Below are 17,155 nucleotides of genomic sequence, written 5' to 3' on the forward strand. Positions count from 1 at the left end.
AAAACCGAGACCCAGGGCCTCGGTTTATCAATCAAACAAAAAAATATGAAGAGAATACTAACGCTTTATAATCTTCTTAGTAATCTTTTCTCCATCAGATGTAATCTGCAGATGGTAAATACCTGTTTTCAAACTACTTAGATCTAGCTGCTCCTTTAGATTCCCATCTGAAGAAGTACTGAAAGACATTGAGTGTATCTTTCTTCCAGACATGTCAACCACATCCAGGTTCACCAACTCATTTGCAAACAATCCAGTCATGTTAATCTGCACTGACTCAATCACAGGATTTGGATAGACCGTTACTTCACTTTTATTCATCACAGTCTCCAAACCAATATCCACTCTAGATCCGGAAGCAGATTCAAATGACCAGTGATTACTATGCCATCCAGCGTTAATTGCTCCATGCTGAGCATTTCCTGTTAAGTTTTCAACGTGCACATAATCTCCAGACTGCCATCTGTTTCGAATTCGTTTATGACCATCATAATCTTCAATCGCCCACTGTGCACTCCATGCTCCTGTACCAATATTAGTACTTTGTACAGTTCCATTCAGGCTTTCAATATTCATATAATCGCCAGTAGCTACATTACGAATCGCTTGATAACTTCCAACAGTCACCAATTCCCATTTGTAGTTAGACGCACTACTAAATGATCCATAAGAAACATTGGTTCCTGCATCGTAGAGGTATGTTCCCTGCCATCTATTCTTGATGTAGAATTGTGAGCCAGATCCGCCTCCACCAGTTGAACTGGCAGTGATTGACACATTGTTCAAGTTAAAACTACCACTTATCATGTAGATTCGCATGATTTGCTGGCCTGCCTTTAGAGATACATTAGTCACAGTGACCGTTTGCCAGGACTGCCATCCTCCAGTGTTTGGAGCATTGATGGGTCCAGTCTTATTCACTCCATCGAATTCCACTCGCAAAGTACCGCCAACAGCACCTGCCACACGCACTCCAATATCATAATTGCCTGAAGCAGCAACATTCACTGTATATTCCAACCATTCACCTCCATTGGTCCAACCAACGCTATATCCACCTTCGGAACATGCTTCGATATCCACACCAGTTGTTCGGTATTGACCTCCCTGATTGCTCGCATCATTATCATGATAAGACTCTCCATCAGCACCATTGTCGAAGTTCTCAACCTCTACAGTACCAGGCAAGCTGATCACTCCATTGTAAGGCGTCTGACCAAGGGAATTCACAGTAACCGAGAAATTTTGCGTAGTGACCGCACCACATGAATTGGTATAAGATGCAGTATAGGTTCCTGACTGGCTAGGCTGCATGTTAGACAAAGTGATTTCTCTTGAACTAGCAGAATAACCATTTGGTCCTGACCAGCTCCAGCTTCCTCCGGTCGGTTGAGGACCGAAAGTCAAAGAACCACCAGCATCCAGGGTAGCAGTACTTGACTGGTTCCAACCTCCACCATTCACATTCACATATGGAGTAATGGCAGATGGCGAACATCCACCTGGATTACTGTTGTACCAAATTCCATTTTGATACCATCCATCCGTTCCATTTCGACTCAAGTTGTCAGTCTGAGAAGAACCATCATTAAAGATCAGATTAGTCGATGTTATATTACTAAACGTATAGCTATACCAACCACCTCCTTCATTGGTCATAGCCACACCAGGCCAGGACCCATCAGCTAATAATCCTGTTGGCTGTGCGTCCCACCAATAGATATTGATGTTCGTACCCCACGCAGCAGGCTTATAAAAATGAACTGTAAAGGTAGGCGCTGGATTAACGGTGATGTTAGCAGAGGCCTGATAACCTCCATCTACAGTGGTTGCTGTTATAGTAGCAGTACCTGCACTGATAGCTGTTACCAGGCCAGATGCAGTTACTGTTGCCACACTGGTGTTGCTAGAACTCCAGTTCATGCTTTGATTTGTTGCATTGGAAGGCTGAACCGATGCAGACAATTGCTGAGTCAACCCAGCAATGATGGAACTACTAGTTGGGTTTACGCCAACACCAGTCACGTCTACTTGAGGCACGTTTCCATTACTCAGAACGATGTATTGGTATGCATTAAGAGTTACATTCTGGCCAGCAGTCCACGTTACAGAATTGCCAGGATTGAAAATATCTGTATAAGTACCCGCCATGCCAGAAGGAATCGTGAAAGATCTATTACCTCCTCTTGGATTGATCAAAACCGCCACTTTCTCGCCACCAGATTCTTTGGTGAAAGCAAAAACATCCGGATTGGTATTAGCTGGATCAATGTAAGAGGTTGGTTGACCTCTTCTCAATGCTACGCTGCCATTTCGCGCATTCAATATTTTCTGCATCTCAGTGTACACTGTCAAATCCTGTGACCAGTTGATGTTACCAGAATTCCATGGATATGGAAGTGGATTTGTATTTCCAACTTCAATTCCATTGTAAATGAATGGCACACTTCGATGATAAGTTGCCAGTACAAAAGCAGCCATCACTCCAGCTCTACCGCCTTGTAAGAATGAAAAAGGAGAACCCTCTGCATTGTAATCATCATGATTGGATAGGAACCTCGTCACCAACTGCGTTGAGCTAGCACCATTGTATTCTCCGGCTGTTACTCCGTCAAGGTTAGTTACTGGCTCTCCTGAATCCCATACTTTCTTCATTACATTCCAATAGAAGTTCGTCCCGAAGATGTAATCAAATCCCTGAGCATAGTGCGCTCCTGGCTGATTGTTTCCACATGTTTGACATCCAGATTGTGTGCCTTCATTACTTCCTTCTGCCAGTAGCAATAAGTCATGAGTAGAGATGCTTCGCAGGTTGCTGATTGCGGTGTTCCAAAAAGCCTGCGGTGGTTGATCTGCCCAGTCGAAACGGAAACCGTCAACATTGGCTGCAAACACCCAGTAACGCATCGCATCAATCATGGCATTAGCAGCTCCTGTGTTGTTCAAATCAATACCTGCAACATCTGGAAATGGACCTGCTTGCTGGATATTTCCATTACCATCCTGGAAATAATACTCTGGATGCTGATTGATCCATGGATGATCAAATCCTGTTTGATTGACAATGAAATCCAGGATAACTGCCATGCCTAAATTGTGAGCGTCTTGCACCAAACCACGTAGATCATTCAATGTACCCAGATCTGGAGCAACAGCTTTGTAATCTGTATTGGAATATGGTGACCCTGAAGCCTGAGAAGCCGTGCTAACCGGGAAAATAGGCATCAGGTAAATCACATTGATACCCAGATCTTTGACACGTTGCAGTTTTGCTCTTGCTCCGGCAATATTTCGGGAACTGCTATATTCCCGCAAATTCATTTGATAGATATTGGCATCCATTCGATTAGGCACTCCATTGAATGGTGTTCCGTATTGAGGTGGATCCTGCGCTTGTACTAATTGAGGGAGGGATAGAAGCAGCAATAAAAATGCCGTAATCATCGCTCTCTTCGCTCGGAAACCTCCGAGTTGAGTTGGTCGAGTTTTCATCATTTGAAAATGGTTAATTGGTTAATACTTCTTTATACACGCGTGGAGTTTGGGGTTGCGTGAAATGGAGTGGAAGTTACGTTGAGCTCAATTGTCTGAAGTCTCGGTAATTGGTTGTTTGCTTCATGTTCACATCTGGTTTTGGTTATCAATAATGATTGACTGGTCCGCGGTTACCAATCAATACTTCAAAGCAACCAACATGCTGAAGCAATCCCAAAATGAAGTCGTAGAATATAGAAAATATTAAGACCCAAATACACCTAACCCACTGAATCAATGGCAGTTAGGAGAATTATGTATTCAGTAAAATATAAACACTATATAAGGGTATTTTGACCCAAATTTTGCCATATTCATGAATTACCTATAAATAATCAGACTGATTATATCATATTTTTAATGATAAAACAGAATAGTAAAAAAATAACAAACCTAGATCGCCTCTATCTCCATGATGCGACGCTCAAACTCATCGTTCGGTAGAATGGATTTGCTCTTCACTCTATTCTTGTAAGCATAAATCGTATTGACAGAATACCCAAGAATCTTCGCCAGTTTATCACTGTCGGAAACACCCATTCTGATCAATGCAAAAATCCTTAACTCGGTATTGAGCAATTGATCTTTTTCCAGGATAATTTGATCTTCTTCTTTGAAATACGAATTGAAAATCTCAACAAAGTCCGGAAAGAGCTTTAAGAACACTTTATCGAATGATTGGTATAAGTCTTCACGTTCCTTTTTCAAGTCGATTTTACTCATCACAAAACGTATATCGTCATACTTCTTCTGAATGAGTTTTTGATCTACAGAGCGCTTGAACTTTTCTATTTTCTCGATGTAGTCTGAATTGATATTGAAATAGTAACCCAGGTATTCCTCTTTGATTTTATTCGCTTCAGAAAGCTTATTATTGCTCTCTGTCAGGATGATATTCTTATCACTAATCTCCTTATCCTTTTTACGAAGCTTTCGGAACTGGAGGAAGGCACTTACCCCAAAAAAGATGGTCAAAATCGCTAAGACAGTTAATCCAATGGAATACCACAGCAATGTTTTTCGTTGACCATCCACATAATTCAATCTGGCCGAAGCAATAATCGGAAGTATCGCTCCTACTTCACTTTTACGCTGTTTAGCTCCATAGAAATTCGCATCTTCCATAGAGTGATTGATGTAACGGTAAGCTGCATCAATATCTCCTTGTTGATAAAGCAAACTAGCTAAACTGGTCATTGCAGAAGTTTCTTTGATCGCCGATTCAATATCCGAAATACATGCTTCAGCCAATAGATTAATTGCTTTAGTCGTATCACCAAGCTTCAAATGAAGGTAACTCAAGGTAGAGGCAGTTATCGCAAACTCATGATTGGTCAAATGCTCCTTTTTGGCCATCAATTTATTCAGATACCTGACTGACTCGTCTGTGCGTTCCACTCGGAGGTTATGCAATCCATTGAGGTATAAAAATGTGTAAGAATCAGGCTCAGACATGCTTGTTGCAAACTCGATGTACTTGTCAGCCATCGCCACATAGTTGTCAGAGTAAAAAGCATCTCTATTGAAATCACTGATATCATAAAGTGCCCGAGCCATTAGTGAATAATATTCCAATTTAGTACTATCATCGAGCTGACTTACTTTTACTGTATTGAGTGTATCAAAAGTCTCTTTGAACATCCCAGCAGACAAAGTGGTGAAACCCATCTGCGTTTTAGCGTAACCAATCTTCTCAGGATCATTGATCTCATACCCCAGATCAATTAAACGCTTGGCATAAGCAAACGCTGAATCATAAATGAAACTGCGGTATTCATTGTAGAGATTGTCTACAATCTGAAATCTTGACTCAAGGGAAGCATTAGGGTTGGCAGCCAACCGCTTTTTGAGCATCAAAATGGATTGTTCTTTTTGAGCTACGAACTGCTCCTTCTTCTCTAAAAGCACATCAAGGTCAGCCAATTGAGCATGCGCTACAATCTGCAATCCAAGCAATATGATAATAATAAATCCTTTGGGCATCGAGGTATACTTCTTCAACTATCGCTGCCTAAAGCTAAGGAAAACTCCCACATGAAAAAGTAGACTTTAGTAAAATTCAACCAACAGTTACCTATCAAATTAAAAGAGTATATCTCAAAAACAAGTAACCCTGAGATCAACACCTCAGGGTTCAAACAGAAACGAAAATATCAATTAACTCATTGTATAATTGAATGCTTTTGGCCTGATCATCTCCTCTTTATAAACATTTCCAAATCGATCCGTCACTTTGATTTGCAACGTAGAATCTGGCGCATTGGCCACCACCCTAAACAAATGGGAGGTCTCAGTGGTCGTAAATGCTCCCGTAGGATTGGCACCAGCATTGACTCTAAAGGCTTCATAAGAAATGATATGCAATGGATCCAAATCAGTCACTCTGGTTACTCCAAGCGACTTTCCATTCTCAGTCACCTCTATTTGCCACTGATTGTCATACCCCCAGATGTTAAGAAGCACCTCATTGCTAGATCGTGGTTGGCCATAAGGCCCAACAAAGGCAGCTAAGTCATCATCCGTCGCATTTGGTGCATGATCAGGAGCATTGATATAAACCGTATTCAAGTCATAAGATCTGAACTGATAATCCTCAGCATAACCGGCACTTTTATAAATCCACTCAATGTCTCTGCCCTTCATTTTCCAGACACCATACCCACCAGGGCTGCCGTCTTTGCAAATATGATTACCGGCATAACCATTTCTTCCAGTCCACCACCAGGTAGCCGAAACAGCCGCTATGTTATGCTCCATCAGATTTAATTCTTCATCAACTCGGTAATTGATATGAGTATGGCCGGTCAAGACATGAACCGTCGAAAACTCTTTCAGTGCCGCGATGAGCGAATGACCATTCTCCAGATTTACTTCATTTACCTGTTGATTATTCGAATCCAATTTTGGATTCCTATACAATGGGGTATGTGTAGCAATGATAATCGGTGTACTCTTGTCAGTAATAGCCGCCAGATCTTTCTTCAGCCATTCCATTTGCTCAGACTCTATCACATCACGGTAGTTACGCTTACCAATGACGCCTTCTGAAGCTCCTTCATTGAGATACTCCACATCGTCCAGGACCACATAGTGAACCTTGCCAAGATTGAACGAGTAATAGGTAGGCCCAAGCACGTTTCGATACATCGCAGAAGCATCCCAATCATCAGCTATATATGGATGATAATCGTGGTTTCCAATCAAGTTGAAAACCGGACTATTGAGTTTATTCATGTAAGGAATGTACTCGTTGAGCCCAAAATCATTGTTGTACCAATACAGTTCCCAAGTCATGTCACCAAGTGTGAGCACATAAACCTTAGCTCCTTCAGCAGCATATTTGTCTATGGTGGCGTTGACATCCGGCAAGATTTTATTGGTAAACTGATCCAGGTCGTTATTTCGATTAGCCAAATGCCAATCAGCCATTGGGATCACCACATGGTTCTCGTTATTGGTAGCAATCAATGAAAAATCCTTTCGCTCGATAGCCTCCTTATTGGCACTTAAGCGTTGGAAAAACTGAGGTGCATTGCCATTATTTAATACTTCATAGTTGCCCGGAATAGAGACAAAAACGAAACCTGTTTTCTTCTGGGAAGGCAAGTAATACCGCCCCTCATCATCTGTTAAGGTTACTTCAAAACCGTCAGAAACGACCACTCCTGCGATGCCTACTCCGCTCGAATATACAACTCCTTTCACGGTCATTCCTTCCTTATCAGGCAACTCTGTAGAAGACACCAGATTAAGCACCAGACTACCAAGAAACAGACTATTCTGCTCGCGAGACACTGTTAACTTATAACCACCAGTAATGATCGATGCTGGCACTGGAAAACTAACCTCTCGATCAGTCACCAGGCTTACCATACTAGAGTAAGTCTTACCATCTACAACAGATTCAAACAGCATGGTATCACCAACCTGAAAACCCTTACCGGAAATGGTTATCTCCTCTCCGTCTATTACATCTATGCTCGAAGGAATTGATACTCCCGAGATACTTAACAAATTGTTTTCATCAATCTCATGAGGCTCCCGGCATTGTGCAAACGTAAATCCAATACCACTCAAACTAGCGAGTGTGGTAATTCCGCCTATTTTTATAAATTTTCTCCTCGAATTCATTCTACCTCTATTCATAGTTTGAAAAATGCACTGCGAAAATGCAGCGATTGACCTGGCTTCCGTTGGCCTTGCCACAGTTAGGCTCATACTCCGTCAAACTCCACAGATAATCATACTGAGCCTCGTAGTAGAGCGACTCTGCTCCATATGGCCATCGATATCTGGTAGTGTTAGTGCCTCCATCTGTATATCTAGCTAGTCTCGCGTTGGATCCATAAGAATTGGATGGGGATCCAGTGCAAGACAGCCATGTTCTATTTCCTTTACGGAATATTCCCTGCATACCATGCGCATGGTTGTCGGCAAAAAGGGAGTTTTTGGGAACTACATAGCTAATACCAGAATTGAGCATGTCACCACCACTATTAATTGGGAAACCATAAATTTTTGGAACAATAGACGAGGCAGAACTCCCTGAATAGTACTGTGCCGTCCAGAGCTCATCACCAGCATCATTGATTTGAACACTAGAGAAAGGATTGGCTCCACCATTGATATCATTATAACCTACCTGAGGCAAAATGTACCTATAATTAAACGCATACATAGTTCCTCCAGCGGTCTTTCCACACTTCGTTTTGGTGGCATCACCTGTTGTGACTTCTATGATTTTATTGAGATCAAATACACGCAACCCAAGGTTGGTACTGGCTATGTACAACTTGTCATTGTAGTAAGCCACACCACCAGCATGAATGTCCAATGGCGCGTAAGTATCATATTGAGTGTAATCAGAAACCGATCCTGGAATATTTGGTTGCACTAAAAGGATATGTCGATACTTCAAATAGGTACTCGAACTTGGACTGATATCCATCAAGGTTATTCGTGAGCCTTTGTGCTCGCTACCATTTTGTCCATACCAGGTAATCAACAAATACCTGATGCCGTTCTTTTTGAACCCGGTGATACCCTGAGGTCTCCAGTGGTTTGTAGTTTCATCATCGCTATTCCAGCGAATACCTCGAGCACGATTGGCCTCAGGCACATTAAAACCATACACCTGAGTATATCCACTGCCTCCGGTAGCTACACGATTTTTATTGACTTGAGTCGGGTTCAAAAAAGAGAACCCACTATTGATATAGCTACTCGTATTGACATAATTTACCGATATACCACTGGCAGGCGACTCTGTTGCTACGACAGGCTCACTAAGCTCCCCTGCCGATGTATCAACTATTTCTGTACAGGCACTGAGCATTACGCTCAATGCCAGAATTGCAAATCTGAGTATTTTCATTGCTTGATTTGTCTTGTGTTAGTCGATAATCTCTACTGTGATGTCATCCAGGAAAATCCTGTTTTTCCCTTTCCCTACTCCATTCAAATCAAAATCTCCACCCAGGAATCTTATTTGTGTATCCGCTGTAGCGCCACTGATTGTAAAAGAATATGCTCGATCCTCAGCCCAGATATCATTGCCAATTCCTTCCTCGTCTTGTGCTCTGTTGTTCGGAACATTGTTAATAGCCATCTCAGCAACACTTGTAGTACCTGCACCTACCGCATTAACTCTAAGGATATTGTCATCCACTGTGCCTCCTGCAGAAATATAGACTGCTGCCTTGAAAGTTACTTTTAGGTTCACTGTACCAACAATATCCATTTTTGGAGAAATTAAATCTCCTCCATAATTGGTTTTACCCAACTTTACAAAACCCTGACGAGCATAGACGATCTGTTGATCATTAGAAAATGAATTAGGTGTACTATACCATCCTCTGGCTTTTTCTTCATCCGTCCAATTATCATATCGGGTTTCACCAGAGGTCTCATATGGAATTGCATTTCCATATTCCAACCAGTTAAAATCCTCAACTATCAGAATATTACCAGCCAATTGAGTAACCATCACTTCTGCAGAAACACCAGCTGCATCGCTAGTAGTTATAGTAACTGTTGCTGATCTTTCCAACCCAGTATTTCTGGTAGTTGACAACTTAAGTTGCTCTTCAGTCACTTCCACTTCACTCAACCAATCTACATCTACACTATACGTCCAGTTGACGTTCGCATCAATGGTAAGTGTGACAGGCTCTTCACCAGAGGCAACTTCTACACTTTCCTCCTCTATGTTGATGTATGGCACGTTAGCACCTTGCTCTACATTGAACAATACCGGTTGCTCCTGACCATTGACCACAAAAGCGAAACTGGCGGTTCGTCCATCAAAAGTCGGGTTGGCGTCTACAATAAATTGAAAAATACCATCTGCATCTCCTTCTTCGGGAAAAGTCTTTACCCAATCATATTCACCCTGTGGCACTATTTGCCAAGGTCTGTTGGATCTCACTACATATTTCTGACTCACTCCTTCTACTCCTGCATTGATCCCTGTCGGATTATCTTCGATGATGAAGTATGGTTCTCCTGAAAATCCCTCCTCTTCTTCGCAGGAAGAAAATATCAGCACACTTACAGATGCTACCATAAGTAGCATGAGCAAGTTGATAGTCGTTTTTAATCTATTAAAAGTCATTATTTCTAAAATCTTGAATTGAATTAATTACCTGAATCGATGGCTTGCTTGCTCCACCACACTGGGGTCAACATGTTGTTGTCGCCACCCATTCTAGCCAATGCTGCTTCTGCATTGTCTGAATTGGTTGCCATAGTTGTAGTAGGGTAAGCAAACCGAGTAGGCAAAGTGTAATTATTAAAGACAGTACCAGCTCCAATAGTCAACTCAGGATATCCTGTTCTGCGGTACTCATGATAGGCTTCCATGCCAATCCAGAATAGCGCCAAATGTTTTTGATTAGCAATTAACTCCGCTTTATTAGCAGCTCCAGACCAGGAAGCTAACTCAGAGTTAAGGAATGTAGTGATATCCTCATCTGTTATAGAAACGGGCGCTTCACTGTAGTCACCAAACTCAGCCCATTTTTGGATAGATGCAGTCACAGCATTGGTATAGTAAGTTTGTGCCGCAGTTTCTCCACCACTGATTAGACCATTTAGGGCTGCTTCAGCCAATATGAACTGTACTTCTGCATAATCCATGAACCAGCCTGGAGCATCTGCTCTACAGAATACCGCCGCATTGAGCCAAGAGCTTCCCCGATCAACTACTGTGCGTTCTTCTTCCGTACACCCCGCTACCGTACCTATCCACAAGCTGTCAGGATTTGTATCAATGCTTGGGTTTTTCTTAGCAAAAATCGCCAGACGAGGGTCCTCAAAAGTTTGATCACTTCCTTCAGTTACCACAGTCATTTTAATCAACTGCTCTGTGATCTTCCTACCAGAGCTAGTCAGATCACCTTCACTACTCAAGGCAAACTCATTCCTATAAGGATCATTCCCTGAAAACTGAACAGTTGCATTATCTGCATTGGAAGTGAATATAGGGTATTGACCAGGGCTGTCGATTATGGTCTGAATTTTCGCACCTGCTTGCATTTCAGCTCTGCCACTCACACGGCATAGCAATCTCAGGTACAGCGAGTTATTGAACTTTCTCCAACCGGCCATATCACCACCATACATACCATCCAGTGCTGGTTTAATGAATATGGGATCTGTGGCATATAGGTCATTAGCTGTCTCCAAATCCGCAAACATTTGCTGATACACCTCCATTTGAGAATCAAACTTCGGCTTAGTTGTTCCTCCAAATCGCGCCATAAACGCTTCTGAATAAGGAATATCGCCAAACATGTCTGTCAAATTGGACATATAAAGAACTTTCAATGTTAAAGCAATGGCCTGAAGGGATGCATCCTCCTGCTCTACACTCAAATCATACATATGAAGGGCATTGTTGGCATAGCGTGCATACAGATTCCATACACTCTGCCAGTTGCCGTCACTGATAAAGTATCTGTGCTCCTGACGTGTAGTACCGCCTGTGAAGGCTGTGAACTGTATCAGCTCATTATTCCAAAACCAGGTATAATTAAGCCATGCATTAGCTCCATTGTAAAGCAATGGCTCGAACATGCCACTCGCTTTGATATCCCCAACATTGGTCGTATTGGGATTCGTATTGATTTCTTCAAAATCGGAGGTACAGCCAAGTACAGCAATAGCCAACCATCCAAATATTACTATTCGACTAAATTTATTCATCGGAATGTTTCTTATTAAAATGATAGTTGCACATTGACACCATAAGTTCTGGACATAGGAAAGGCCATCGATTCTATTCCCTTATAGATATTAGAACCATTGAGCATCCCGGTATCAGGATCGTATTGAGGAAACTCCGTCAGACAAAACACATTGGTAGCAAATACTCCAACACTGGCTCCCTGTAAGAATCGAACCTTCTGACTGATTGAAGTTGGCAACTGGGCATCCAATCTCACTTCTCTTAATTTCAGATAAGAAGTACTGAATGTGTTACTCTCCGTATTATTTCTATTCCACATGTAAGTGTTATAGTAAGTAAGGATATCGCTGGTTACAGTTTCATTCTTAGTGTAAGTCACATTGCCTTCCGCGTCAGTTACTGCGTTAACTCCTTCATGAACCAAACCATCATTTCTACCCTCCAGGGAGTTTTTCAGTTTGCCTTGATACGAAAGTGCAAAGTTGGTTACTGAGAAAGCATGACCGCCCATTTGACCTGTAAAGGCAGCAGTCAAGGTGAGATTTTTATACTTGATACGCTGCACCATACCTGCTCTCCAGTCTGGGTTTACTTTTCCTATCCTTCTATCTGGAGCTTCATCGAGCACTGGATAACCATCTGCATTTACAATATGCATACCTTCCGCGTCTACTTTGTTGCCATCCTCATCCAGATAAAACGCTCCCTCCGGTGCACGCTGGAATCCTCTTCCATAAATCACATGCATTTGCTCACCTACATAAGAGTAGATATAAGTTCGGTTGCCAATGGTAGTTCCCATATCTGTTTGTAGTGGCTCCTCAGGATCCCAACCATCTTGTAAGCTCACTAACTTGTTCACATTCTTAGACCAGTTGACATCAAATGACCAGGCAAAATTGGAAGTCTTCACCGGCGTAATGGTAGAAGCTAATTCTATACCCTTGTTGGTGATCTCGCCGGCATTGATACGTACACCTGTTGCTCCTGTGATCTGATCTACGTTTACAGACACAATCTGATTTGTAGTGGATGAGCTATAAGCCGTTACATCAAATGTGAATCTATTTCGGAAAAACCTACCTTCTAAACCAGCTTCCCAGCTCTCTACATTCTCTGGTTTGATCAATGGATCTGGAATAGTCCCAGGTAACGCGTAACCTCCAGGATAAGACGTAGAACTGTAATATTGATCTAAGGAATACGGAGATGTATCGTTTCCTACATTGGCCCAAGACAATCTCGCTTTTAACATATCCATCCATCTAGCTCTTGAGTGAAGATCGAACACTTCATCCAGCAATACGCTGGCCGCTAATGAAGAATAGAAATAAGACCAGTTACCTTCTGATAAGGTACTTGACCAGTCATTTCTACCAGTAAAATCAAGATAATACGTTTCATCCCAGCTAAGAGAAGTCATTCCATATAGACTATTGACCACTTTTTCACTTCTGTAATTGTAAGGATCTGGATTAACCCCTGTTGGCAAATTGGTAGTATGGTAAATACCTTCTTCACCTAATTGATCCAAAGTAATCTTACTGTTGTAGTATTTGTTGATTCGGTTGTTTCCTCCAAACATCACTGACAACCCTAATCTCTTGCTAACCAGAGAATTGGTGTATCTCAGCATAAAGTCATTGTTATTTTCCAAAGTTCGTACTGTCTGCTCTCGGTAAAACCCGTTCATATATCCAGCGGTGTAATATGGTCTACGTTGTGTACGAAACTCATCTGCCCAGTCAAGTCCAGATCTTAAATCCAATTCCAAACCATCCATTAAGTCGAATGTCAAGGTCATATTACCGATCACACGATCTTTGTCCTGAGTATTAAGTGCTTCATAAAGTGTTCTATATGGGTTGAACGAATTAGCACTTGGAAAAACTAATCCCTGACCATTCTCGCCAGCAGCGGACCAATTCGTATAGTTATACCTTCCATCGAAGTACTCGTTTTTCCAATCATCCATGCTGTTCACATTGAATCCCCAGACCAAGGAATACATTGGATTGGTTTCGTCATAACCTCCACCTGGCATATTATCACTCTTACGATGATAGTAATTGACTTTAGTCTGGAACCTTATTCGGTCGTTAACCGGAGTAGACAATGCTACAGATACCGCCTGTCGATCAAATCCTGTATTAGGAAGTATCCATTTATTTCGATAATCTGTGAATGAGAATCTGGTAGTCGTTCCTTCTCCATTATTTCCACTAATAGAAATCGTATTATTAGTGGTTACACCTGTTTGAAAAAGGCCTGTATACCAGTCATCCTGATATTGCCATGGGAGTTTAGTAAACTCACCTGTTTCCCAGTTTTTGGAAGCGTAGAGGTATCTGTATTTGTCATCACCAAATTTCTCACCAAAAGTGTAACGCGAATAGTGTCTTGAAACAGGCATTGCATCCTCACTCATATCTGCGGAGAGCTCCCATAACGAGTAAGGATTTCTACCAAGATCTGAACCATTCCCATATTCCGTTTGGAAATCTGGAAAGTACCCTGCTTTTTCGAAGGTCACAGATGAATTGATAGACACGCCAATACCCTTATTCTTTCTACCTGATTTTGTGGTGATGATAATGGCTCCATTGGCAGCACGTGAACCATAAAGCGCAGCTGCTGCAGGTCCCTTCAATACCGACACAGCTTCTATATCATCTGGATTGATATCACTGGCACCATTACCAAAGTCAACTGGAGCATCTGCTTGTGCATAGTTACTAACACTTCTAGTGGCGGTCATACCTGACGAAATAGGCACTCCATCTATCACAAAAAGTGGCTCATTGTTACCATAGTTCAACGACTGGTCTCCGCGAAGAGAAACACGTACAGAACCAGCAGGACCTGTTCCTGCGTTAGCAAAAAACAATCCTGGCACCTGGCCAGACATATTATTTAACCAGTTACCTGAGACTGATTTGGTAAGATCTTCTCCCCCTACTTCAGCAACGGAGTAACCCAGAGCCTTTTCTTCTCTAGCAATGTTGAGCGCTGTTACCACCACTTCATTCATCACAGTAGTTTGCTCCTTCATAACAACATCTATCTGTGTCTGACTACCGACCTGCACTTCCTGGTTTTCCATACCAATGAATGAATATACCAATATCCCATGAGTAGGCACCGCATTCAGCCTGTAGTTGCCATCCAGATCGGTAGTTGTCCCAACACCGGACCCCTTAAGCATAACAGTGGCGCCAACCAGGGCATCACCCTCTGGAGCTTTTACTGTTCCTTTGATCATGACATCCTTTCCAGATCTTAATTTGACAGAAATCACCTTGTTGTTGACTTCATAATCAATAGGAAACTGCTCACTCAGCAGCTCCATGACTTCTTTTACTGTTTTATCCGAAATATCCAGACTAACAGTCTTTGATTGCTCTACAACATCTTTTGAATAAGCTATCGCAAATGATGTTTGCTTCTCTATTTCTTTAAGAATTTCAGTCAGTTTAGCTCCCCTGACTTCCAGATCAATACGCACATCAGATCCAATCTGAGCGCTCAAGCTTGCTATACCCACCATAAATAACATGAGGTATGCAAAAGCTTTTTTTAAGGTAATGGTTAAAAAGTCCATTAATTACAATACTTTTAATTCAGTTTAATTGAGTTACTAGATAATTCGATTATGAAGCTCGAAAGCGATGGCCGTCGATTTCGGGCTTTTCTTTTTTACTTCTCGTCAAGGTTTATTCATATAGTTTGGTTTTGTCAATTACATGATTTTGCTGTTAGTTGTATCACGCCTTCTTTATCGGAAGTGTGTTTTATTCCATAGATGAATTCAAGACTGTTTAGTACATCATCCAGGTTGTTGTCATAGTAGCTACCAGAGATAGTGCATGATTGATGGTTATCTGCATTCAGACGAACTTCAACACCAAATCGTCTTTGGAGGGTAATTGCCACCTCTTTCAGATCTGCATCAACAAAGACTATTTTTCCATCTTTCCAACTATAATAGTCAGTGGCATCCACCTGTGTAAAGGAGATCTTAGGATTGGCATAAATTATTTGTTGATTCATTTCCAGAATAGCCAGCTCCTCACCAGTTTTAGTACTCACTCCTACCTTGCCCGACCTCACAGTCACTGAAGCCTCCTCTCCGGGATAGTCATCCACAACGAAGCGTGTACCCAATACAAGCGTATTAAGATTAGTACTTTTGACGATAAAAGGTTTCTCTGGATTATGTGTTACCTCGAAATATGCTTCACCAGCAAGTTTTATTTCGCGTTTAGGCAACCACTCCATCCACTTGAAATAGCGGAGTTCGCTACCTGAGTTAAGATATGCGACACTTGCATCTGGCAACCTTACCTGAAGTTTTTGACCATTTTGTGCTATAACCTGAACAGTGCCAAATCCCGCCTGATGTAAAATGAATAACGCTGAACAAATAATAAGTAAAGTAGAAGCAGCTGCAAGCAGCACCCTTCTCTTTGTATTGGTTTTATAAATAGTCTGCTCAAAAATCTTCTGATCTAATCGTAGCTTTAGCAAACGATCACTAATGATACGCTCTTCTGACAGACCTTCTTGTTGCGCCTGATCGAAAACCTGATCTACAGCTTTGCTTTCTTGTTCAGTAACTTTTCCTTCTGTATATCTCCTAAAAAGGTCTCTTATCCTTTCTTCCATATTGCACACTACAGGTGTTGTTCACCAATAGAGTACTCGTATTTGGAGTAGCACCTATGCCATTTTTTTCATTTAATAGACAGGTAACCTCCAGAGAGAAATGGAAATTCTGAAGTGACTTAAGCGAAACATTCAGATAACAATGGCCAAAAAAACATGACGATTATTGAAGTAAAACTGCAAGTACCACAAGTACACTTGCTTGCTGACTGAAGGATAGCCTGAGCACATTCAACGCTTTATTGATTTGATTCTCAACCGTACTTACAGATAGCCCTAGCTCTTCTGCTATTTCCTTATTGGTGAGCTGATGTTTAAAGCGCAACTCAAACACCTGGCGACATCTATCAGGGAGCAATGAAGTTGCCTTGTTGGAAATCTCTTGCAACAGCTCTTCTGCTTCCTGGATGGAGTAATCCTGCTCATTCGTTTTGAGGACATCTACCACAGACTCTAATTGCAAATGGTTGAATTTATGCTTTCGAAAATGTTTGGCACATTGGAATCTTGCTGCTTGTAATAGATATGCCTTTGGTTCCTTAATTTCGACCTGATCAAACCGATTCCAAAGATTGATAAAAATCTCTTGTACAATGTCCTCGGAATGCTCTTGTTCAGCAATAATGTTATAAACATAGGCATAAACTATCTGCCAATATTGCTCATACATTTGTCTAAACTCTAGCTCTTTGTTGGATTTTCTCATCTCAGTAGCTTGCTGGGTTGTCAGTAAAACTAGAGTCAGAAAATGGTTAAGAGATCATGTGA

Annotated in this window: 9 protein-coding genes; all 9 read right to left on the reverse strand. The window is 41.6% G+C overall.

All coding sequences use genetic code 11. The features are described 5' to 3' along the window. Positions 1-57: 57 nt before the first annotated feature. The 9 genes from NXS00_RS20255 to NXS00_RS20295 all read right to left on the reverse strand — a co-directional run bounded on the left by NXS00_RS20255 (position 58) and on the right by NXS00_RS20295 (position 17,093). A complete protein-coding gene (locus NXS00_RS20255; RefSeq protein ID WP_258101097.1) occupies positions 58-3,495 on the reverse strand; it encodes an alpha-amylase family glycosyl hydrolase in 3,438 nt (1,145 codons plus the stop codon). A gap of 432 nt (positions 3,496-3,927) precedes the next feature. Beyond that, complete coding sequence (gene susR / locus NXS00_RS20260; protein ID WP_258101098.1) at positions 3,928-5,535, reverse strand: SusR family glycan utilization regulator; 1,608 nt, start codon at positions 5,533-5,535, stop codon at positions 3,928-3,930. Between the two features lie 156 nt (positions 5,536-5,691). After that, positions 5,692-7,680, reverse strand: a complete 1,989-nt coding sequence (locus NXS00_RS20265) for a calcineurin-like phosphoesterase C-terminal domain-containing protein (RefSeq protein WP_258101099.1) — start codon at positions 7,678-7,680, stop codon at positions 5,692-5,694. Next, positions 7,673-8,908, reverse strand: a complete 1,236-nt coding sequence (locus NXS00_RS20270) for a hypothetical protein (RefSeq protein ID WP_258101100.1) — start codon at positions 8,906-8,908, stop codon at positions 7,673-7,675. The genes NXS00_RS20265 and NXS00_RS20270 overlap by 8 nt, the downstream gene beginning before the upstream one ends. An 18-nt stretch (positions 8,909-8,926) precedes the next feature. Next, on the reverse strand, positions 8,927-10,147 hold the full coding sequence (locus NXS00_RS20275) for a BACON domain-containing protein (protein WP_258101101.1): 1,221 nt from the start codon (positions 10,145-10,147) through the stop codon (positions 8,927-8,929). Between the two features lie 23 nt (positions 10,148-10,170). After that, positions 10,171-11,739, reverse strand: a complete 1,569-nt coding sequence (locus NXS00_RS20280; RefSeq protein ID WP_258101102.1) for a SusD/RagB family nutrient-binding outer membrane lipoprotein — start codon at positions 11,737-11,739, stop codon at positions 10,171-10,173. A gap of 14 nt (positions 11,740-11,753) precedes the next feature. After that, the gene (locus tag NXS00_RS20285) at positions 11,754-15,323 is read right to left on the reverse strand and encodes a SusC/RagA family TonB-linked outer membrane protein (protein WP_258101103.1); all 3,570 of its coding nucleotides are present in this window, start codon (positions 15,321-15,323) and stop codon (positions 11,754-11,756) included. 134 nt (positions 15,324-15,457) lie between these two features. Beyond that, positions 15,458-16,387 carry a FecR family protein gene (locus tag NXS00_RS20290; protein WP_258101104.1) on the reverse strand — a complete coding sequence of 310 codons (930 nt, stop codon included), beginning with the start codon at positions 16,385-16,387 and terminating at the stop codon, positions 15,458-15,460. 163 nt (positions 16,388-16,550) lie between these two features. Further along, positions 16,551-17,093 carry an RNA polymerase sigma factor gene (locus NXS00_RS20295; protein ID WP_258101105.1) on the reverse strand — a complete coding sequence of 181 codons (543 nt, stop codon included), beginning with the start codon at positions 17,091-17,093 and terminating at the stop codon, positions 16,551-16,553. Positions 17,094-17,155 lie beyond the last annotated feature (62 nt).

The sequence above is a fragment of the Marinoscillum pacificum genome (genome assembly GCF_024714495.1).
Lineage (GTDB): Bacteria > Bacteroidota > Bacteroidia > Cytophagales > Cyclobacteriaceae > Marinoscillum > Marinoscillum pacificum.

What these genes read in the sequence shown, in the direction of transcription:
- NXS00_RS20255 (WP_258101097.1), bottom strand. Translation starts at nt 3,495, where the DNA reads ATGATGAAAACTCGACCAACTCAACTCGGAGGTTTCCGAGCGAAGAGA.
- NXS00_RS20265 (WP_258101099.1), bottom strand. Translation starts at nt 7,680, where the DNA reads ATGAATAGAGGTAGAATGAATTCGAGGAGAAAATTTATAAAAATAGGC.
- NXS00_RS20270 (WP_258101100.1), bottom strand. Translation starts at nt 8,908, where the DNA reads ATGAAAATACTCAGATTTGCAATTCTGGCATTGAGCGTAATGCTCAGT.
- NXS00_RS20275 (WP_258101101.1), bottom strand. Translation starts at nt 10,147, where the DNA reads ATGACTTTTAATAGATTAAAAACGACTATCAACTTGCTCATGCTACTT.
- NXS00_RS20280 (WP_258101102.1), bottom strand. Translation starts at nt 11,739, where the DNA reads ATGAATAAATTTAGTCGAATAGTAATATTTGGATGGTTGGCTATTGCT.
- NXS00_RS20285 (WP_258101103.1), bottom strand. Translation starts at nt 15,323, where the DNA reads ATGGACTTTTTAACCATTACCTTAAAAAAAGCTTTTGCATACCTCATG.
- NXS00_RS20290 (WP_258101104.1), bottom strand. Translation starts at nt 16,387, where the DNA reads ATGGAAGAAAGGATAAGAGACCTTTTTAGGAGATATACAGAAGGAAAA.
- NXS00_RS20295 (WP_258101105.1), bottom strand. Translation starts at nt 17,093, where the DNA reads ATGAGAAAATCCAACAAAGAGCTAGAGTTTAGACAAATGTATGAGCAA.